This window comes from Pseudoalteromonas holothuriae, assembly GCF_945859825.1.
GTDB lineage: Bacteria > Pseudomonadota > Gammaproteobacteria > Enterobacterales > Alteromonadaceae > Pseudoalteromonas > Pseudoalteromonas holothuriae.
The window spans coordinates 444,344-463,713 of the sequence record NZ_CAMAPC010000002.1; the positions used below are offsets into that span (position 1 = coordinate 444,344).

At 39.6% G+C, this 19,370-nt stretch carries 18 protein-coding genes; 9 read left to right on the forward strand and 9 right to left on the reverse strand.

The features are described from left to right. Window positions 1–9 precede the first annotated feature (9 nt). The 4 genes from OCI93_RS04270 (at window position 10) to OCI93_RS04285 (ending at window position 5,099) form a co-directional block, all read left to right on the forward strand. Window positions 10–1,740, forward strand: a complete 1,731-nt coding sequence (locus tag OCI93_RS04270) for an alanine/glycine:cation symporter family protein (RefSeq protein ID WP_261592821.1) — start codon at window positions 10–12, stop codon at window positions 1,738–1,740. Window positions 1,741–1,817: 77 nt separating this feature from the next. After that, a complete protein-coding gene (locus OCI93_RS04275) occupies window positions 1,818–2,144 on the forward strand; it encodes a hypothetical protein (protein WP_261592822.1) in 327 nt (108 codons plus the stop codon). Between the two features lie 2 nt (window positions 2,145–2,146). Then, window positions 2,147–2,428, forward strand: coding sequence for a YeaC family protein (locus OCI93_RS04280; RefSeq protein WP_261592823.1), 282 nt, complete (start codon window positions 2,147–2,149; stop codon window positions 2,426–2,428). Continuing rightward, window positions 2,418–5,099, forward strand: coding sequence for a DUF349 domain-containing protein (locus OCI93_RS04285; protein ID WP_261625833.1), 2,682 nt, complete (start codon window positions 2,418–2,420; stop codon window positions 5,097–5,099). Before OCI93_RS04280 ends, OCI93_RS04285 begins: the two co-directional genes overlap by 11 nt. A gap of 77 nt (window positions 5,100–5,176) precedes the next feature. On the opposite strand, the gene OCI93_RS04290 is transcribed toward OCI93_RS04285, so the two are convergent. Both OCI93_RS04290 and OCI93_RS04295 read right to left on the reverse strand, forming a co-directional pair. Continuing rightward, window positions 5,177–7,540 (reverse strand): TonB-dependent receptor, encoded by a 2,364-nt coding sequence (locus OCI93_RS04290; protein WP_261625834.1) that lies wholly within the window; start codon window positions 7,538–7,540, stop codon window positions 5,177–5,179. A gap of 259 nt (window positions 7,541–7,799) precedes the next feature. Next, complete coding sequence (locus OCI93_RS04295; protein WP_261625835.1) at window positions 7,800–8,228, reverse strand: organic hydroperoxide resistance protein; 429 nt, start codon at window positions 8,226–8,228, stop codon at window positions 7,800–7,802. 109 nt (window positions 8,229–8,337) lie between these two features. Between OCI93_RS04295 and OCI93_RS04300 the strand changes: the two genes are divergently transcribed. The 3 genes from OCI93_RS04300 (at window position 8,338) to OCI93_RS04310 (ending at window position 11,445) form a co-directional block, all read left to right on the forward strand. Then, a complete protein-coding gene (locus OCI93_RS04300; protein WP_261592827.1) occupies window positions 8,338–8,766 on the forward strand; it encodes a MarR family winged helix-turn-helix transcriptional regulator in 429 nt (142 codons plus the stop codon). 241 nt (window positions 8,767–9,007) lie between these two features. Further along, entirely contained in the window at window positions 9,008–10,063 is a 1,056-nt protein-coding gene (locus OCI93_RS04305) for a hypothetical protein (protein WP_261625836.1), read from the forward strand. A 305-nt stretch (window positions 10,064–10,368) separates the two neighbouring features. Next, window positions 10,369–11,445 carry a hypothetical protein gene (locus tag OCI93_RS04310; RefSeq protein WP_261592829.1) on the forward strand — a complete coding sequence of 359 codons (1,077 nt, stop codon included), beginning with the start codon at window positions 10,369–10,371 and terminating at the stop codon, window positions 11,443–11,445. A gap of 454 nt (window positions 11,446–11,899) precedes the next feature. On the opposite strand, the gene OCI93_RS04315 is transcribed toward OCI93_RS04310, so the two are convergent. Then, window positions 11,900–12,805: a TIGR01777 family oxidoreductase gene (locus OCI93_RS04315; RefSeq protein ID WP_261592830.1), complete on the reverse strand. Its 906-nt coding sequence runs from the start codon at window positions 12,803–12,805 to the stop codon at window positions 11,900–11,902. Window positions 12,806–12,937: 132 nt separating this feature from the next. Here OCI93_RS04315 and OCI93_RS04320 point away from each other — a divergent pair, with 132 nt between their 5' ends. Beyond that, window positions 12,938–13,960, forward strand: coding sequence for an AI-2E family transporter (locus OCI93_RS04320; RefSeq protein WP_261625837.1), 1,023 nt, complete (start codon window positions 12,938–12,940; stop codon window positions 13,958–13,960). Window positions 13,961–13,964: 4 nt separating this feature from the next. On the opposite strand, the gene OCI93_RS04325 is transcribed toward OCI93_RS04320, so the two are convergent. The 5 genes from OCI93_RS04325 to OCI93_RS04345 form a co-directional block, all read right to left on the reverse strand. Beyond that, window positions 13,965–14,375, reverse strand: a complete 411-nt coding sequence (locus OCI93_RS04325; RefSeq protein WP_261592832.1) for a hypothetical protein — start codon at window positions 14,373–14,375, stop codon at window positions 13,965–13,967. Next, entirely contained in the window at window positions 14,362–15,702 is a 1,341-nt protein-coding gene (locus OCI93_RS04330; RefSeq protein WP_261625838.1) for an ATP-binding protein, read from the reverse strand. The genes OCI93_RS04325 and OCI93_RS04330 overlap by 14 nt, the downstream gene beginning before the upstream one ends. After that, complete coding sequence (locus OCI93_RS04335) at window positions 15,696–16,370, reverse strand: response regulator transcription factor (protein ID WP_261592834.1); 675 nt, start codon at window positions 16,368–16,370, stop codon at window positions 15,696–15,698. The genes OCI93_RS04330 and OCI93_RS04335 overlap by 7 nt, the downstream gene beginning before the upstream one ends. Window positions 16,371–16,372: 2 nt before the next feature. Continuing rightward, complete coding sequence (locus tag OCI93_RS04340) at window positions 16,373–16,618, reverse strand: PepSY domain-containing protein (protein ID WP_261592835.1); 246 nt, start codon at window positions 16,616–16,618, stop codon at window positions 16,373–16,375. Between the two features lie 75 nt (window positions 16,619–16,693). Next, a complete protein-coding gene (locus OCI93_RS04345) occupies window positions 16,694–16,993 on the reverse strand; it encodes a YciI family protein (RefSeq protein WP_261592884.1) in 300 nt (99 codons plus the stop codon). A gap of 174 nt (window positions 16,994–17,167) precedes the next feature. Between OCI93_RS04345 and OCI93_RS04350 the strand changes: the two genes are divergently transcribed. Continuing rightward, window positions 17,168–18,592 carry a sodium-dependent transporter gene (locus tag OCI93_RS04350; RefSeq protein WP_261625839.1) on the forward strand — a complete coding sequence of 475 codons (1,425 nt, stop codon included), beginning with the start codon at window positions 17,168–17,170 and terminating at the stop codon, window positions 18,590–18,592. 46 nt (window positions 18,593–18,638) lie between these two features. On the opposite strand, the gene OCI93_RS04355 is transcribed toward OCI93_RS04350, so the two are convergent. Further along, a complete protein-coding gene (locus OCI93_RS04355) occupies window positions 18,639–19,280 on the reverse strand; it encodes a CPBP family intramembrane glutamic endopeptidase (RefSeq protein ID WP_261592837.1) in 642 nt (213 codons plus the stop codon). Window positions 19,281–19,370: the final 90 nt, after the last annotated feature.

Consider the following 19,370-nt stretch of genomic DNA (forward strand, 5'->3'; position numbering starts at 1 on the left):
GGGTGAGTCGTGGATGCGTTCGGACAGTTTCTAGATTTTCTAGATAGCATTTTAGGGGGATCGGCATGGTTCCCGTATGTATTATTAGGTGTAGGATTCTTTTTTACAATTTATCTCAAGTTCCCGCAAGTTCGATACTTCAAACATGCATGTAAAGTGGTTACTGGTAAGTTTGATAAAAAGGGTAATGAAGGCGATACCACGCATTTCCAAGCATTAGCAACAGCACTATCAGGCACCGTAGGTACTGGTAATATCGGTGGTGTTGCGTTGGCAATTTCAATTGGTGGCCCAGCTGCATTATTTTGGATGTGGATGACGGCATTCTTTGGTATGACGACCAAGTTTGTAGAAGTGACGTTGTCACATAAATATCGTGTAAAAACAGATGATGGCACTATGGCGGGTGGTCCTATGTATTATATGGATCGCCGCTTGAATATGAAATGGTTGGCTATCTTATTTGCCATAGCCACAGTAATTAGTTCGTTTGGTACTGGAAGTTTGCCACAGATCAATAACATAGCTCAGAGTATGGAGGCTACGTTCGGTTTTGAGCCTTGGCATACTGGTGGTGTGTTGTCGGTGTTACTTGCCTTGGTTATTCTAGGTGGTATTAAACGCATCGCAGCAATTACATCACGTATTGTACCACTGATGGCTGCCGTATATATCGTCGGTGCATTGGGTGTGATTCTATACAACATAGAAAATATTGGACCTTCGTTTGCGTCAGTATTTACAAATGCAATGTCTGGCTCTGCAGCGGCAGGTGGATTCCTCGGGGCATCATTTGCCTATGCGTTTAACCGCGGCGTTAACAGAGGGTTATTTTCAAATGAAGCTGGTCAAGGCTCTGCACCAATAGCCCACGCATCGGCCAAAGCTGATGAGCCAGTATCAGAGGGTATGGTATCAATTCTTGAACCATTTATTGATACTATTATTATTTGCACGATCACTGGTCTCGTTATTTTATCGTCAGGTGTGTGGTCAGAAAAATTCGATACGCAATTTGAGCGTTCATCTATGACTATTATTCAAGGTCAATATAGTGAGGGTAACGCGCAACAAAGGGAGTCTCTTTATCAATATCTAAATGGTGGTAAAGAACATGACATTGAGCTTTACAATGGCAATATTGAGGTGGCTCAAGGTAAAGCCCTGAGTAATGATTTTACTATTCTTCACTCTCGCTCAATTGGTGAAGATATTAGCTTTGGCATTACTGAGCGTCATGTGTATACCGGCATTGTCGAAGTTAAGAATGGCCGATTGGTTGATAATAGCATTAGTATTCGTGGTAAATCGTTGGTGCATTCAGCAGAGTTGACCACAAAGGCGTTTACCCGAGGCTTTTTTGGTGACAGTGGGCAATATATTGTTTCCATTGGTTTACTTATGTTTGCATTTTCAACTGCAATTGCTTGGTCTTACTATGGTGACCGTGCGATGATTTACTTGCTTGGTAGTCGCTCTGTCATGCCTTATCGGGTATTTTATGTGGCAGGTTTCTTTTGGGCATCATTTGCAGATACCACATTAGTTTGGAAGCTAGCTGCGGTTGCTATCGTCGTGATGACCTTACCTAACTTGTTTGGTATTTTCTTACTACGTAAAGAAATGAAAGAGTCAGTTGATGATTATTGGAAGAAATTTAACTCAGAGCATAATGCTGATGACCAAAACCCAAACAAAGGTGATGATAAAAGCAGCATGCGGGTAAACGAGTCTAATTGAACAAAGACATTCGATTAGAAAGCGAGTAAAATGGCGCCCACAATGGGCGCTTTTTTGTAGCATTTGGAGAGTTATTTATGGCAATTGTACAATGTCCCGGTTGCAGCAAATCTATTTCAAATAAAAATACGGTATGCCCGAACTGCCAAATGCAGTTAGGTGAAATGACGGCTGAACAAATTGAACGCCTTGCAAGTAGAAAGCGTATCAGTAAACAGCAAAAATTTATTAATCACTCATTTTTAGCATTAATTTTGTTCTTGGGTGGTTTTTTTTATATGTATTGGCGTCAACCCGAACCCGGTTCACTTCAGATGATGGCAGCCCAAGGAGCAATCGCGACTGGTTGTGTGTGGTATTTGGTTAACCGTGTAATTTTGATATATCTGAAAAAGAAAAAGTAGCGATGAATATTGATAATTTGGTAAATAGCATTACTCCAGATGTGTTTGAACGTTTGCAATATGGTGCATCAACGGGCAAATGGCCTGATGGCACGGTGCTCAGTGAAGCGCAAAAAGCGCAAACGGTACAATTGGTAATGCTGTATCAGGCCAAAGTAGCAAAAAGTAATGAGCAATTTACTGTTAATGAACGTGGCGAAATGGTTCAAAAATCAAAACGTGAGTTACAACAAGAATTTAAAACCCAAAATGAAATAGCTAGGTTCAGCGAAAATGATCTTTAAACACCTTTTTACCCCGAAGTGGAAGCACCCAAAAACAGCGGTGCGTCTAGCCGCAGTTGATAAACTAGATACCGGGAAAGATGCCGAGGTATTGCAGACTTTAGCGCTTAAGGATAGCTCAGCAGAAATTCGTAAAAAAGCGTTGCACAAAGTTAATAACTTAGTGCTGTGGTGGCAAGCTTATAAACAAGATCAAAGTCTGAAAGAGCTTGCTGAACAACAAATATCCAGTGCTGTGCTAAATAAAAATGAGGCGTTATCCGATGATATTCGCTGCGAGTATATAGATAAATATGCATCAGCAAAACTACTAGAGAAATTAGCTTTTTCAGAAAAAGAGATTCAGATCAAAGTCAAATTACTTAAGCGTTTGGCAAATGCAAAGTTAATAGAGCGGGCTTTTAAAGATGGCGAAGAAGAGTTACAAGTTGCATTGCTGCCTTTAATTGAGCAGTACCAGTTAGATAAAACCGTTCTTAAAAGTGCTCATAACGCGGCTAAGACGCACATTACTAATCGCATTGAGCAGCAACGTTTAGCTAAAGAAATGCCAACCCAAGTTGAGCAGCAGACCAAAGTCGTGTTGGCCAAGCTCAATGCTTTGCGTGAAAAGACGCAATACTTGCAAGTTGAAGAGCAATCAACTGCCCTGCTCAAGCAGTGGCAAGAAATAGAACTAAAATGGTTAAATGAAGATACCATTGCTACGGTGGATGAAAAGTTTAATCGCATCAATGAAAAGTTAACTCAACATTTAGCCAAGCTTAAGCATGATTTTGATACACAGCAAGCATATGAGCAGGCATTGCAAGCTAAAGCAAGCTTTATAAGCCAAATGATAGAGGCAGTGGCGCGTGCCGAGAAGCAATTAGCAGCAGCCATTGAAGCGCTTGAAGAGCAGCAAACATCCGCTCTTGCTGACATGCTCAGTGATTTAAGAGCACAGATAACGCAAAGTGAATTTAGTGACTCGAAAGAGTTGCTTACATTGAGTAAGCAAGTTGATAGCCTGACTGAACAGTTGGCGAAGCTTCCTGAGCTTATCGCTGCTAACACATTGATGCAAAAAAATCTTGATGAGTTGGAGCAGGTTACACCTGCACAAGATATTACACAGTTAGATGCTGTATTAATGGCACAAAAAGCAGCGTATGAACAATGTAAAACTACATTACGCAAACTACCGACGAGTTTGCATAAACAGGCATCAGCGCGTTTAAATGCTTTGAGCAAGCAGTTTAAGCAGGATGTCTCACCGTTAGTAGATGAGCAGCAAAACCAGCTAAAGCAAGCAAGACGAAAGGCTAAAGACGTGCAAAGGCTTATCGATCAAGGTCGTTTTAATGTCGCGTTTGGTGTATTTAATGGCTTTTTAGAGCACTATGAGAAACTAACTGAATACAATCAGCAAAGTATTGAAAAGTTGCACAGTAGTTTAAATGACGCATTGAAAGAGGTGCGTGATTGGCAGAAATACGCAGCAACGCCTAAACGTGCTGAGTTACTATTACTACTTGATGAAAAACTTATACAAACTGATATTGACCCTAAAGAGCGAGCGAAAGAAGTTAAATTGCTCAGAGCTCGTTGGAACGAATTAGGCCGTATAGATACAGATGAAGAAAAAGCTCAGGCAACCTTGTTCGATGAAAAAATAGAGTTGTTATTTGCACCATGTCGTGAATTCTTTGCGCAGCAGGAACGCCAACGCGATGAAGCTAAAAAATCGAGAACGCTTATTATTGAGCAAATGCAAGAACTTGGTCTTCAAGATACGCAACAGCAGGTATTTGATTGGCGACAATATGAAAGCCAATTCAATCGTATAGCAAAGCAATGGCGCTCAGCTGGCAGTGTTGATGGCGCAGTGTATAAAACACTCAATAATGAATATCGCAGCAATTATAATGTGGTGAATGATCGTTTAAAGGCCTACCACCAAAGTAATGCAGTATTGAAACAACAGCTTGTTGAGCAAGCGCAGCAGCAGCTTGAATTAGATGACCTCGCTTCAGCGTGTGAGCAACTTAAAGAGCTTCAAAAACAATGGCAAACGATTGGTTTTGCAGGCTCTAAACAAGAGCATACTTTATGGCAAAACTTTAGAGCACATAACGATGCGGTGTTTGTTAAACGAAGTGAGCAATTTGAATTACAAAAGCAGCAGCAATCTGAACAAGAAACTCAACAGCAGGCTCAGTTAGATGCTTTGGCATCACAACTACATAACGACTTATCAGAGCAAGAGCTTGAACAACTTACTGCAAAAGTTTCTGAATTACGCTTATTGCCTAGCATGAAAAAGCTCCAAGCAGCTTTAGTAGATAAAACTGCACAGCTTAAGCAAAAGCTAGCGGTAAAAAAAGATCAGCAAAAATATGATGTTCTTATTGCAGCCATAGAGCATGGTGCGCCACTTCCTGAAGCTTGGCAACAAGCTAAAAGTACAAGTAAGCTTACGGGTGAGCAACTATTACTTCGTTTAGAAATTCTGGCAGAAGTTAGCTCCCCGGCCGAGTTGAAATCTCGTCGTATGGCTGAGCAAGTTGCCTTATTGGATGCAAAATTGCAGGGCGAAAAAGTCAGTTTTAAGCAGTGTTTGCTTGATTACTTTAGTGTTTGTAATGGTCAAGTTGATAGCAATAGAGTGATTGCTATTTTAAAACGTTAGCTTAGTTTTACGAAATCCAATAAAAAATCCGATGTAATGCATCGGATTTTTTATTGTCTTCAGTATCTTTTTGGATTTTAGAAGAAAATATAATCTAAGCGTACAGCTAGAGTTCTACCGGGTAAAAACTCGATATATTTCTGCGCTGTTGCACTATCGCTTCGACTTCTGTCCTTTTGATATTTAACCGCATCATTATTAAAAATATTGTTAAGGTGAACGCTAAGTTTTACGTTGTCATTTAGCTCATAGCGTGTAGATAAGTTAAACACCTCATAACTAGGTACTTTATCGCCATCTTTAGTATCAAAATGTGTTTGATATTTACCATAGGCACTCATATCAGCACGAATAAAAGCCGGACGACCTCTAAATTCAAACTCTTGATCAAGCGCAATGTAGGCATTATATTTAGGTACTAAGGTCATTTCATCGCCTTTGCTACCACCAATAGAGTCATTGTCTTGCGTAAGCTCCGATTTTGTATACGAAGCATTAAAGATAAGTGATAAATTATCAGTTAGGTTGGCTTTTGACTCAAACTCAAGACCACGAGATTGTGCAGCACCGGCATTAGCTGTATAACTAAAACCACAGGTATTCATGTAAATACTGGTTTTAATATTGGTCCAGTCAATGTGATACAGAGCAGAGCTAAAACTAAAGCGACCATTAAACAACGATGCCTTAACTCCCAGCTCATAGTTATCGATGGAATCAGAAGTATATCTATCTTTGCGTTTACTGGCTTTAGGGTCATCTATACATGATTGGGCGAGGGGCCCGTTGTTACCGCCAGGGCGATACCCTTCAGAGTAAAGCGCATAAACTGAATAGTATTGTTCTGGGCGCCAAGATGCACTAAATTTATAACGATTACCATTTTCTTGACCTTGTGTTAGTGTTAATTCTTCAGACCAAACCCCTGCGGTTTCACTGTGGCTATAGTCTTCTAAGTCAAAACGGCGTACACCCGCGTTTAGCTCTATTTCACCTAACTTTTGTGTTTGAAAGGTATAACTCACATCAGCAAACAGGGCTTGTTCTTCTTCCCAAGCACTAAAGCGGTGTAGGTTCCAGATTTTTGCTGGGTCGCCAAATTTATCGATGCCTATTTGACGGGCATCTACTTCCCACCAATATTCAGCTGCGGCAGAAACGTGGTCACCTAACTCCAAATATTGCCATTGGTAATCTGGAGTGTTTGGCTCTTTGGTTTTGTCATAGAAAAAACCGAGAGTCCAACTTAGGGGGCTATTTAAATCAATGTTCTGTAATCTAAATTCATGCGTTGTGCGCTCATATTCATCATGGGTAATAATCCAAGTTTTGAACATATCTGCCGCGTCAAGGCGCGACCAGTCATCTAGATAATGCGTTTCGTATTCACGATAAGAGCCGGTATAAGTCAGCGAGGCAATATTAGCAATGTTATCTACATTGACCGTGACAGAGAATAGGTCGAACTTTTCTTCTTCCCAATAATCAAAGGTGTTGTACACTGAGTACCTATCAACAGCTCCCGTTACAAATTCACTACCTTGAACACAACGCACACGTCCCCAACTCGGGTCGCATTCGTTCCAGCTATCAGATACGTCATAGCCATATTTAGCTTTTTCATTGTTTTGATAATTTAAGCTATAGAAGCCACCTGGTTTTGATGTGTCACCTAACGGAGAACCTTGTGGGTTTCGCTCATCTCGAACGTATGCAAAGTTAACCGTTGTGCCATCTACGGGTTGCCAAAGTAGTTGAGTACGCACGAAGCTGGTTTTTTTATCGCTTTGCACACCCGTAGCTTTGTTAACCATAGGTCGCATATCATTTGTGATATTACCGTTAATGCGCATTGCTAGCGTATCGGTCACAAGGGGAATGTTTACGCCAAGAGACATACTACTGTCATAGCCATCAACATCTTTTTCTGCAGCACCTTGTATAGTACCAAACAGTTCAAACTCGTTTAAGCGAGGTTTTTTGGTGATAACACGTACAGTCCCACCGATAGCGTTAGAGCCATATAGTGTGCCTTGTGGACCGCGTAATATTTCTACCCGTTCGATATCGGCTAAATTTGTAAATTCATAGGGAATATCATCGGTAAATATGGCGGTTGTATCAGGAGTGGTATCATTACCGCCACTTAAACCACGTAAAATAAGTTGATTTCTCGGTGCTGCGGCACCAGCAAGCGTGCGATAAATATCACTGGCATCTAAGTAATTCCGATTACTCATTTCAGCGGCTGAAACCGCAGAGACACTCATAGGTATTTCAAGAATCGACTCGACTTTTTTACGAGAGGTAACCGTAATGACCTCTAATTGTTCTTGTTCAATGGTACTTGCCTGTGCCAGCGAACTAGTAGGTAGCCAGCACAGAGCACTAATAATTGCAGTGCTAATTAAGCTTATATTTGGTAATTTGTTGTTATGCATGTATTTTCCCTATAAATAATATGATAATTATTGTGCAGGGAAGGGTATGTTAATTTTTCAACCTAAACAATGTTATTTTGTTACGGATTGAGTAAAAAAACTGATATTTCGTAATAATGAACAAGTGAGTTACCAAAAAAATTTTAAATTATTAATATGGTGATACTAAAGCTATGAAATTATTAACTATTTTAAATTAGGACTTAAAAAGGATTTAAGTCCATCAGTATAGAATATTATATCTACATATTGTCGACTGTTAGCCAACTATCAGTTCTACAGCAATATTGCCTCTCGTTGCATTTGAATAAGGGCATACTTGATGCGCTTTTTCAACAAGTTGCGTCGCTGTGTCTTTATCCATATTAGGGATAGTTACGGTAAGCTTTACAGCAATACCAAAACCACCTTCAATAGCGCCAATATCTACTTGAGAGTCAATTTTGGTATCGACAGGCAGCGATTGTTTATTTTGCCCAGAGACAAACTTTAACGCACCAATAAAGCAAGCTGCATATCCTGCTGCAAATAATTGCTCTGGATTAGTACCAGCGCCATCATCACCACCTAGCCCCTTTGGAGTTGAAAGCTTCACATCCAAACGGCCATCATTTGATTTGGCTGTGCCTTCACGACCCCCAGTTGCACTCGCTTGGGCTGAATAGGCGACTGATTGTAATTGATTCATTATTTTCTCCTAGTTGGTTGCATTTAGTTTGCATGCAAAGTATATGTGACATTAAAATAATTTGCAAATACTTTGCGTGCAAAATAAAATAAGCCTAGAGGTAAATATTATGAATGACAGTCTTCTTAAGTTAGAAAACCAGCTATGTCACCGGTTGTATATGGCTTCAAATGGTGTAACTAGAAATTACAGACCATTACTCGAAACAATTGGTCTCACTTATCCACAATATATTGTGATGATGGCAATGTGGGAGCATGATAAGTTAACGATTGCGCAATTGCTGGATAAAACTGCCATAGATGGAGGCGCCATGACTTTGATCTTAAAAAAAATGGTTGCTAAGTCGCTGCTAGATATTGTGAAAGATGAACATGACAAGCGTAAAAAATGGGTCTTTTTGACCTGCGAAGGGGCAAAGCTAAAAGATGATGCTAAGGCTTTCCCTGAAAGGATACGATGTAGTTTTAAAAGTTTAACTTCACAAGACCTGCAACAATTAACACAGCTATTAGACAAAGTGCTGGTTGAATTATAATCGATTTTGTGAGTTTTAAAGTGTGCATTGATTGTGCTATCTCAATCGTACCTATTTTTTCTTCTAGTTTTATGAACGGAATTTGTCAACTTGGTATGGCGTAGGTTAATTAATGTTGAATTTAATTTGAATGCTTGGTTTTAATTTTACATACTGACTTTAAAATAACTCTAAAGGTCTTAGGTAGGGAGCTTTATCTTTGACTTCTTTCATGACAACTGTATAACTGAGAGAGTATGCTATGAAAAAAAGGTATCTTGTGCTAGGCGTATGTCTTGCAGGTTTATTGTTTTGGTCTCTATTAGATAACGAGGAGTTAGAGAGTAACAGTAAAGGTGTGTATGAGAAGCCGTTGATAGACTCGGATTTAACTGATGTGGTAAAGAGTGTCGCGCCATTGCCAAAACCACAAAAACATACGGTACATGCTATGGTGCAAATGAGTGGTCAACTTAGTGAAGCAGCAGAACATGTCGCGACTCAATACCAACAAGCGCTAAAATATCCACCATACTCTCAACCTTTATCAGCTAATGACGACGACCGTCTAAGGCCAAACTATTTTTACCCCGTTTCAAGTGTGATTGCTGATCAGTCAGAACCATTGACCATTAAACTTTCAAAATATCGTTATGTGTATCCAGAAGATATTGTTGTTGAGATAAGTGGCCCTGACGTTAAAAACGTTGAACTAAAATTGGTAGATATAGATAACCAGCAAGAATATGCATCTACCCGCTTATTAACTCATCCTTATGAAGCGCGATTTAAAGGTAGTAAGCAACTGCCTAGAAATCTCCAGCTTATTGCCAGCGCTCAGCTTGAACGAAAGGAGGTGCCTATTATTGCGCAATTTCAGTACATGCAGCCCAGTGCAAAAGTTGTCTCTATTTCTGACGTATACCCCAACAATGACAATATGGTCGTTGATGTGCGTTTAGAGGTTATAAATCCGGGTGTATATCGTTTAAGAGCGAACCTATTTGCAGGTGATCTGCCTTTAGCGCATTTAGTGAGCAAAGAAAAGTTATCACGAGGCACACAAACGATTAAACTTCAGGCACATTGGTCTGTTCTACAACCGACAATTTCCAATATGCTTTTGTCTGGATTTGTTATTGAGCGCATGTCACCAAGCCCTGACGAACCTAATAGTTATGGCAGTAGTGATATAAAGTTATATGAGATCCATGACTTTCCCTATGACAGTTTACAGCAGCTACCTTACCAAGCGAGTTCAAAGGAACTACAGAGCTTAGAGTTTTTACGCCAGCTAGCTAACAGTGGCCAGCTTTAGCTTGTCGGTAACAGAGGTATCTTATTCAATAAGTTAATCAGTTTCATCGTACTTAAGCTAAGGAACACATTAAGTTAAAGTAGAGTTATTAATCTATTTGTTCTTTATCAAAATAACATGTACTTATCTGATTTTTATACTTAAAGGTGTTTCTAAGAGGAGAATGTTTGTTGTCTAAATCGGGTTTGTTGTAAATTTATTGTTGAACTTTGTTTATTTCTTGAACATACTGAGGTCACTCAGTGATACGAGATCTGATGTCTGAGTGTACAAATGAATAATAAATAAATACTCAGGAGTTTTACATGAACAACAAATTCGGTAAGTTGAGCATCAAATCCCTTGGGAATACCCTAGGGGTGTTTATTTTATGCTTATTAACAAGTTTTACAGCGCACAGTAATGATTACAAAACGATTCTTATCCATGGTTTTCAGCCATCTCAATTGACTAATCCCAACGGTACAAATGTTATTAGTGATGGTCAATCTTATTGGTCATCTTACTGGACAGATAAAGCTGACGAGCGTATCGATTGGCCATCATATGAACGTATTGAAGGCAAGATTGCAACTGATTGGCTATGGCCTAAGTTAAAACAACTTTCTCAATCAGGTTTGTGTGAGTCTGGTTGTGTATTACTAACACACTCAACTGGCGATTTGGTTGCGCGTTATCTGTTAGATAATCAAGCAAACTGGCTTGAAAATGCGGGATTGCAACCGCTTAATATTGTTGCAACCTTTGATATTGCAGGCGCAGGTGGAGGTAGTGAGTTAGCAGATACAGCAGTTAGTGCGCTAATGGGCGGGAATGCCTGGGATGACTTAGTCGAAGCTGCGATATATTTATGGTTAGGCAGCTCTACAGTCGATGCATTGGGCGTGCTGCATGACTTAAAAGTTAATAACGCGCGAAAAATAGCACCTTTACCTGATAGCCGAGCACCACGGCTGCGTTTTGTTGCTAATTCAAGTGACTTTTTTGGCATTACGGGTGGATTTTTAAAGGGCAGTGATGATGGTGTTGTTGCCTCGCACTCTGCATGTGGTGCCAGCAGGGTCGGAAGGTTTGGTAGTTGTTCGCAACAGATTGCAATGGATGGGAAAATCAAATCACAAAGTAATGCGGTCACTGGATTTATGCCGTACCACTACCCGTTAATCATGGCTGATGACTATACACATAGTAATATCCGTAAAGCTGATAACCAAGGGAAGGTGACAATAGCACAAAACAACATAGATGTAGCAGGGCGTAATGTAGGCTTTCAAACCTATGATAAAAGCACTGGCTTTTGGATATTCAAAGAGCATTATCGTTATGTGAAAAACTCAGATAGCAAGAGTGTATCTCAGCTTATTGATAGCGTACTGCCTTAGTATTTAACATTAGCTCTAAATATGTAAGTTTACTCAGTTAAAGCGACAAAGAGCATACATTTTGCATTGTCGCTTTTTCATGCAGTCTAAAACAACTATCATACCAATTGCATTAAATGAATAGATACTTTGACAGATAAATGGCTTTGTAACTAGGCACAAATTTCGATATGTAGTTATTCTACATGAGTCATTTTTAGTTTATGTCAGTTGCGAATAATAAAGTAGTGAACCCTTTGGGCAGCGCTATTCGGGCATTTTTTTTACGTTATCACCTGACTTACATAGAATAGCTCTGGATGCAGGTTCTGCCTTGGGAAAATACCCGAATGACTGTTGAAAAAATACGTAGCAAAGATCAACAGACCTTAGCAAACGCAGGATGTGCATATAATTAGTTTAATACCAAATCAATTACTCAAGCCTTAAATCTTTCACGGCATACTTTACTATTTTAGCTATCTCTGACCAATAAGTTGGAGAACGCTTCACTAATACTGCTAAACCTAAACCGATACCCCGATTGTTGCAAACGTTTTGGAATGACCGCCTGACCATAAATTAATAGCTCAGACATTTCACCAAATAATAGCTTTAGGGCTTTCTCAGGCATGGGTAAAAATGTTGGCCGACGTAATGCGATGCCCAGTGCTTGGGTAAAATTATCATTGCTCACAGGGGTGGGGGCTGTTGCGTTGAACACGCCATTGATCTCGTTATGCTTGAGTAGAAATAAAATGATATGAACCATATCATCGATATGTATCCAAGACATCATTTGTTTGCCGTTGGCAAGTTTGCCACCTAAGCCCAATTTGAATGGCAATAGCATTTTTTTCAGTGCACCACCATGTTGGCTCAACACAATACCCGTTCGCAAAATACATACGCGAGTTGATGGGCTATGCGCGCTCATGGCAAGGTCTTCCCACTGTTTGCACAAGCGATGACTAAATTCATCATATGGTTTGTCGTGCTTTTCATCAATGGTTACATCGTTATTTTGGCGACCATAATAGCCGATTGCACTACCTGATATAAATGTGTGAGGCGGTGTTTGCGCTTTATCTATCTTCTCTACAATGGCTTGTGTAATATTGAAACGGCTTTGGCGTATTAGTTGTTTTTGATTGTCTGTCCAGCGTTTTTCTGCGATTGGCTCTCCGGCAAGATTTATAACAACATCTATTTGGTTGAAATCTATCTTATCAAGACTATTTAAACAATTTACCCGGTTCCTGAATTGCTGCTGTGCTTTTGGTACATTACGCGTCAATATACTGACCTGATGTTTGTTGTATAAAAATCGACATAGGTGATCGCCTATTAAGCCAGTAGCGCCTGTAACCAAAATATTCATATTCGTTTGCTCTGAAGATGTGTTTATATAATCAAGTGTAGGTAATTTACGGAAAATACTGAATAAAGATCATAACGTTTTATTTTGTATGGTAATCCTTTAAACTCAGCAAAAACTTAGTAAGGAAGTTATGTGTCATCATTATCAGGATTAAATAAAAGTCTCGTGGTTTTGGCTTCGCTTGTAATCGTATTTGCGGGTGTTAAGCTCGCCAGCGATATTATCGTGCCTTTTATCTTGGCTGCTTTTATCGCCATTATTTGTAATCCACTTTTAAAGTTTTTTGCGAGGTTTCACATCCCCAAAGGAATAGCGATTATCATTGTGATTTTTCTTGTGCTTGCGATTGGCACTAGTATTGCTGGGTTAGTGGGCCAATCGGTTACCGATTTCTCACAGCAGTTACCGAGTTATAGGGAGCAGTTGCAAAGTAAATTTCTTTGGTTAGTCAATACTGCAGCGCAATATAATATTTTAATTGATAAACAACAAATTATCTCATTGTTTGACCCAGGGAAAATGATCGATATGGCATCTTCCATGTTGACGGGACTTGGCGGGGTAATGGCTAATGTGTTCTTGATCATACTGACAGTGGTTTTTATGTTATTTGAAGCACCTATGATCACTAACAAGGTGCATTTGGCTCTTGATGACCCAGAAATGAAAATTAAACAAATTGATCGATTCTTGGAGTCAATTAACTCATATCTTGCTATTAAAACAATGGTTTCTTTGGCTACTGGTATTTGCGCGTCGTTGTTACTTTGGTTGCTGAATGTTGATTATTTTGTATTGTGGGGCGTGGTTGCCTTTTTATTGAATTATATCCCCAATATCGGTTCTATTATTGCTGCTATTCCGGCCGTACTGCTTGCGCTTGTTACACATGGCCCTTTGGTCGCAGGTATTGTAGCGATAGGCTACGTAACCATTAATACTGTGATGGGTAATATTGTAGAGCCAAAATATATGGGCAGAGGACTTGGGCTATCTGCGCTAGTCGTATTTTTATCTTTAATATTTTGGGGGTGGTTGTTAGGCACAGTCGGTATGTTGCTGTCAGTTCCTTTGACAATGGTAGTAAAAATAGCGTTAGAAAACAGTGATGATGGTCGTTGGTTAGCGACTATGCTAGGTGGTAGAGACGAGTAACTGCTTAATAAGGTTGCTGTAAGTCTTCAATATGCCGGTGTAACATGTGTAGTGTACATTTTTTGTATGCTACTGAAGCCTTAATAGAGTTTGGTAATGTGTAAAGGTAGCGCCATTTACAGGTATCGTCAGAATACTGCTCATGGTACACAATACTTCTTTTAATAATAGGCATCAATTGGGTGTTACCCGTTTGAGTTTGAACTTGCTCAATATCGTGCAATAGCTTGTTGATCCAGCTTTGTTGATGCCTGCGCATCATATTAATATTACTGTCTAAGCACTTAATATATATTTTTGAATCAACAGGATGATAGCTTTCAAGCGAAGAGCAATCCTGTAGTGTGATGTCTGTTGAGCTTGCTTGTGCACATAATGGCAACAAGCAAACTAATGTAACACTAATTTTTGTCATAATTGAATTCGATTAAAAATTTTGCACCTGCAAATTTAGAGCTTCCTATCTCAATATTACCATGGTAAGAATTAACTAAGTCAGACACAATCGCCATCCCGACGCCGTGTCCTGCTTCGTATGTATCTAAACGACTTCCTCTTTTGAGCAACTCCGAGCGTTGATGTTCAGGTATACCTGGACCATCATCCTCTATCTTGAACTGAAGCGTGTTATGTTTATCAAAGCGCACATTAATTTCCACTTGTGTATCACATGCTTTACATGCGTTATCGATAAGATTGCCCAAAATTTCCATTAAGTCGGTTTTGTCACCCAAAAATGCAAGTTTGTCATCACATTGAGAATTAAAAATAATCTCCTTACCATGATAGACCTTTTTCATCGCATTTAAAATTGAGTTGAGGATAGGTTTGATGATTGTCTGTTTTTTCCAAGTGTCAGATGCGCCAGTTGCAGCTCTTTTAAGCTGATGTTCGATCATCGCATTAATGCGGTCTAGTTGCTCTTGAGCATCGTGATCTTTGGCTAATTCACTCGATTTAAGTACCGCGAGAGGTGTTTTGAGTGCGTGAGCCAAGTCACTCAAAGAGGCTCTATAACGTTCCTTCTGGCGCTTTTGTGAATCGAGCAATAAATTTAAGTCTGATTTTATTGTTACTAACTCTTTAGGATAGAGACCTGTAATTTTTTCTATTTTACCCGCTTCAATGGCCTTGATCTCTTTGTCCAATCGTTGCAATGGTCGGGCATTCCAAATAAACCCAATTGCCATAAGTGCCGCAATAATTACACCCATAATCATGGTCCAGCTAATTAATGTATTTCTAAATCCGGACATCAATTTTATTAGTGCTTTGTTATCTTTGAGTAAGACAAACTTAGCTTGCTGAGAATAATCTGCATTCCCTAAAATCACAGTTAAACTCAGTTGCCAAAATTCTCGACCACTGTAGCTAATCAATTTAAAATCAGCGGCACCAGCTTCATCATCATCAAAAATGGGTGAAAAAGACAAATTAATCGCCGATTCAGAGTACCAGATAAGCTCTTGTCCTTGGTAAATTAACGCAAACGTGTCTGAGTTTATTCGGTTTAACTCTGGTGCTAAGATTGTACGCGGCATTTCCAATCCGTCTTCTAAGAATTCGACTTCAGAAATTAATGAATATAGATGTGCTTCAAGCGTTTTTTCAGTCGCTTCTACTAGGGATGCGTGATAAGCACGACCAATTGAAAAAAATAGTGCAGGCAGTGCCACTAAAAGCACAAAGACAAGGATAAATCCTTGTCTTATTTTGAGAGAAATTTGAGCTGTTTTTACCACTGGGTTTTAAACCTATACCCTCTACCACGCAATGTTTCTACTGGGTTTAAACTACCATCGGGGTCGAGTTTTTTACGCAGACGCAATACGAATACTTCGATGACATTTGAATCAAGATCAAAGTCCTGATCGTATATATGCTCTGTTAATTCAGATTTAGAAATCACCTTTTGTGGGTTAACCATCATATATTCAAGTACTTTATACTCATATGCAGTCAGTGATAATTCTTGTTCACTCACCCAAACCTGTTGAGAACGAGTGTGAATTTTAATCGGGCCAATGCAAATTTCTGGGTTCGCTTGACCTGCGCTTCGTCTAATCAGCGCATTACATCTAGCGATCAGTTCTTCTACATGAAATGGCTTGGTGAGATAATCATCGGCGCCCGCGTCTAACCCTTCTACTTTGTCTTGCCATCGGTCTCGCGCCGTTAAGATCAAAATTGGGATCTTAATACCGGCTGCGCGAGCCCGTCTGATTAGTTCAATACCATCTAATTTTGGTAACCCTAAGTCAATCACTGCCATATCAAGTGGGTATTCAGTCAAATGAAATAATCCAGACTCTCCATCATGACATAAATCAATACTATACTTTTCTTTTTCAAGTGCGCTGCGCAGGTTTTCTGCTAGCTGTATATCGTCTTCGATTACTAAAATTCGCATTTTTAATCCTTTGTGACCGTGCCTGTTTTTTTATCAATAATAATATCGATAACACGGCCATCAGTTTGTAACACTCTGACTATGAAACTGTCATTTTGTTCTGTAATTTTGAGCGTTCGCCCTTTATATTCTGCTAGGGCTAGTTCAATGGCTTGTTTTTTATTCACATTTTTGTTTTCGTTTGCTGCACCTAACACATCAGTGCAGTAGATACAGGCAATAAATAGAAAACAAACTGACAATCGCATTTTACTAAGCTCCATTGTTTGTATTGCTAAACATCTGTCGCAATCTTATGGTACGTGTAATTAACCAAAACTGAATTATGGCAATACTTTTTTATACGGCTTAACAACGCTATTAGCGTAGACGCCAGCTTCGATATAGGGATCAGCGTGTGCCCAAGCTTTGGCTTGCTCTAACGATGCAAACTCTGCAATGACTAAGGAGCCACTAAAGCCCGCTTGTCCTGGGTCTTCACTATCTATAGCTGGCAATGGCCCTGCGGCAAAGAGGCGGTTTTGTGTTTGTAATTCGGTTAAGCGTGCAAGATGAGCTGGTCTAGTTGCAAGGCGTTTTTCTAAAGAGTTTTCTACATCAGTAGAATAAATCATATAAAGCATAGTGAGCGATTCATTGTTAGAACAAACAAACGCATATATTAGTCTGCTTTGCATATTAATGTAAATCCTTCATGACATTTGTAGAGGGCTTTATCCTTTAAAACTTGAAAAGCCTATATCAAGGCTGGTAGAGTCGCTCGGATATTAAGAAAAAATAATAATAAGGTTTTTCACATGAGTGCAAATCGTGAGCATTTTAGCTCTCGACTGGGTTTTATATTAGCGGCAGCGGGATCTGCGGTTGGTATTGGTAATTTGGTCGGTTTTCCTGTTTCTGCAACTAAAAATGGCGGTGGTGCATTTTTATTAGTATATGCCTTATTTGTGGCATTTATTTGTTTGCCTGTAATGATGGCTGAAATGGCCATGGGTAGAAAATCGCAGAAAGACCCTTACGGTGCTTATAAAGACCTATCTGGGGGCGATAAGCGATGGTCTATTGCAGGCGGACTAGCTGTATTGACACCGTTTATGATAGCGGTATTTTATATGGTTATTACAGTCTGGATCTTTGGTTATCTAGTACAAACCGCCATGGGTAATTTGGATGCTTTGGCTAATCCTAGCCATTTTGGTCAGTTCATTAACCAAACGAGCGTATTTTGGTACATGCTGCTTGTTGGCCTAATTGTTAATTTGATTCTAGTGGGTGGTGTTAAACAGGGGATTGAAAAAGCTGCGAAGTTTCTAATGCCGACTCTGTTTGTGCTGTTAACAGGTTTGGTTGCTTACGTCTTAACACTTGATAATGCCATGGCGGGAGTGCGTTATTACATAGTACCTGATTTCTCTAAGATGGACGCCAGTGTACTTAATGGTGCTTTATCACAAGCTTTCTTCTCACTGTCATTGGGTATGGGTATTTTGATGACCTATGCGTCTTATATTTCTAAGAAAGACGATATTGTCGGCGGCGCAAAAATGGTGGCTATTACGGACTCTTTAGTGGCATTTATTGCAGGTCTCATGGTGCTTCCTGCTATTTTTAGTTTTAACCCTGCAACCAATACTGATGAGTTATCTGAATCATCTGTATCAATGATTTTCGAGTTTTTACCAAAAATCTTATTAGCAACGCAAAGTGATATAGGTTACGTAGGGGCATCTATTGTCGCGTTTATTTTCTTCTTGTTAGTGTTTTTTGCTGCGATCACCTCTTTGGTATCAATCGTAGAAGTGCCTACCTCTGCGTTGATGGAAGAAAAAAACTTGAGCCGTAAAACTGCATTACTAGTTTTAGCAGCATCAACAGGGTTGTTAACTGTATTATGTACCATGTCATTTGGTATGGTTGATTGGTTAACTCAATTTGTAAACTATGGTGGTGCTAACAAAAGCTTATTTGACTTGGTCTATGATGTTTTCTACGACACAATTTTACCGTTAAATGGCTTGATGGTTTGCTTGTTTGTTATTTACCGTTGGAAAAAATCAAATTTAAATGCTGAGTTAGAGCAAGGTTGTGAGCACTACAAAGGCAGTTTTGGTGAAAAATACGTAAACTTCTCACTTTCAACCTTTATCCCAGTCATACTACTCATTATTTTTGTTAATACGGTGTCGACCAAGTTTTTTGCTTTTAGTATATTCGGGTTCTAGCCTATCTTAATCTTGAGTCAAAAAGCCGAGGTGTCTCGGCTTTTGGTCAAAAAGTCATACCAGAATCTAAGTATTCACCTAGCCCTAAAGTAAAAATCCACAGCCCCCACAAACTGTGCTCAAGTACGCAGACTAATAGTGAGCGACTGTGTGCATAGGTATAAGAAAACAACAAACCGCCAGCGAAAGAAAGTGCTATTGCAATCCAGTTATCATAAACACAATGAGCTAGAGCGAATACAGCCGCGCTGAGGACGATACGCGCGCTTTTTTTTGGTAGTATGCGCTTGTACCTGTGGAAAAAATAACTTCTGAAGATAAGCTCCTGCGGGAGCACGGAAAGCACTGGGTAAGCAATGAGTAAATACAGCCATTGGGTTGTTGAATTCAGAGGCAGTGCAAACCAATTCTCTTGGCTAGAAAGTCCGTATAGCATGGCTGAAAATAGGGCCCCTGCAAAAAAAGTTGTAAACAAACGCCGTTTAATCGTAGAAAACTGCCCTAAGCTGGTCAAACGAAAGCGCTTAAAGTGGGGGTCGCTAAGTAACAGAAAGCTGCAAACTATCATTAAAATAATGAGTGCAGGAAATAGCCAATTGGACAAGTGATCACGAAAAACATATGCAAGAATTGGCAAGCAAAAGAAAATTAAAAACAGTTCACACCAACGGTATTGACTAGCGTTCAAGGATATTCTCACTTTCAATCAGTTACAAAAACTATAGCAGTAAAAATGCCTTTGTAAGTGATATTATTGCGACAATATTGGCAAGCAGCA

Excerpts from the sequence above, each read along its gene's own strand:
- OCI93_RS04340 (WP_261592835.1), bottom strand. The coding sequence starts at position 16,618 with ATGCGATTGTCAGTTTGTTTTCTATTTATTGCCTGTATCTACTGCACT.
- OCI93_RS04295 (WP_261625835.1), bottom strand. The coding sequence starts at position 8,228 with ATGAATCAATTACAATCAGTCGCCTATTCAGCCCAAGCGAGTGCAACT.
- OCI93_RS04275 (WP_261592822.1), top strand. The coding sequence starts at position 1,818 with ATGGCAATTGTACAATGTCCCGGTTGCAGCAAATCTATTTCAAATAAA.
- OCI93_RS04305 (WP_261625836.1), top strand. The coding sequence starts at position 9,008 with ATGAAAAAAAGGTATCTTGTGCTAGGCGTATGTCTTGCAGGTTTATTG.
- OCI93_RS04315 (WP_261592830.1), bottom strand. The coding sequence starts at position 12,805 with ATGAATATTTTGGTTACAGGCGCTACTGGCTTAATAGGCGATCACCTA.
- OCI93_RS04310 (WP_261592829.1), top strand. The coding sequence starts at position 10,369 with ATGAACAACAAATTCGGTAAGTTGAGCATCAAATCCCTTGGGAATACC.
- OCI93_RS04345 (WP_261592884.1), bottom strand. The coding sequence starts at position 16,993 with ATGCTTTATATGATTTATTCTACTGATGTAGAAAACTCTTTAGAAAAA.
- OCI93_RS04300 (WP_261592827.1), top strand. The coding sequence starts at position 8,338 with ATGAATGACAGTCTTCTTAAGTTAGAAAACCAGCTATGTCACCGGTTG.
- OCI93_RS04290 (WP_261625834.1), bottom strand. The coding sequence starts at position 7,540 with ATGCATAACAACAAATTACCAAATATAAGCTTAATTAGCACTGCAATT.
- OCI93_RS04280 (WP_261592823.1), top strand. The coding sequence starts at position 2,147 with ATGAATATTGATAATTTGGTAAATAGCATTACTCCAGATGTGTTTGAA.
- OCI93_RS04285 (WP_261625833.1), top strand. The coding sequence starts at position 2,418 with ATGATCTTTAAACACCTTTTTACCCCGAAGTGGAAGCACCCAAAAACA.
- OCI93_RS04325 (WP_261592832.1), bottom strand. The coding sequence starts at position 14,375 with ATGACAAAAATTAGTGTTACATTAGTTTGCTTGTTGCCATTATGTGCA.
- OCI93_RS04350 (WP_261625839.1), top strand. The coding sequence starts at position 17,168 with ATGAGTGCAAATCGTGAGCATTTTAGCTCTCGACTGGGTTTTATATTA.
- OCI93_RS04335 (WP_261592834.1), bottom strand. The coding sequence starts at position 16,370 with ATGCGAATTTTAGTAATCGAAGACGATATACAGCTAGCAGAAAACCTG.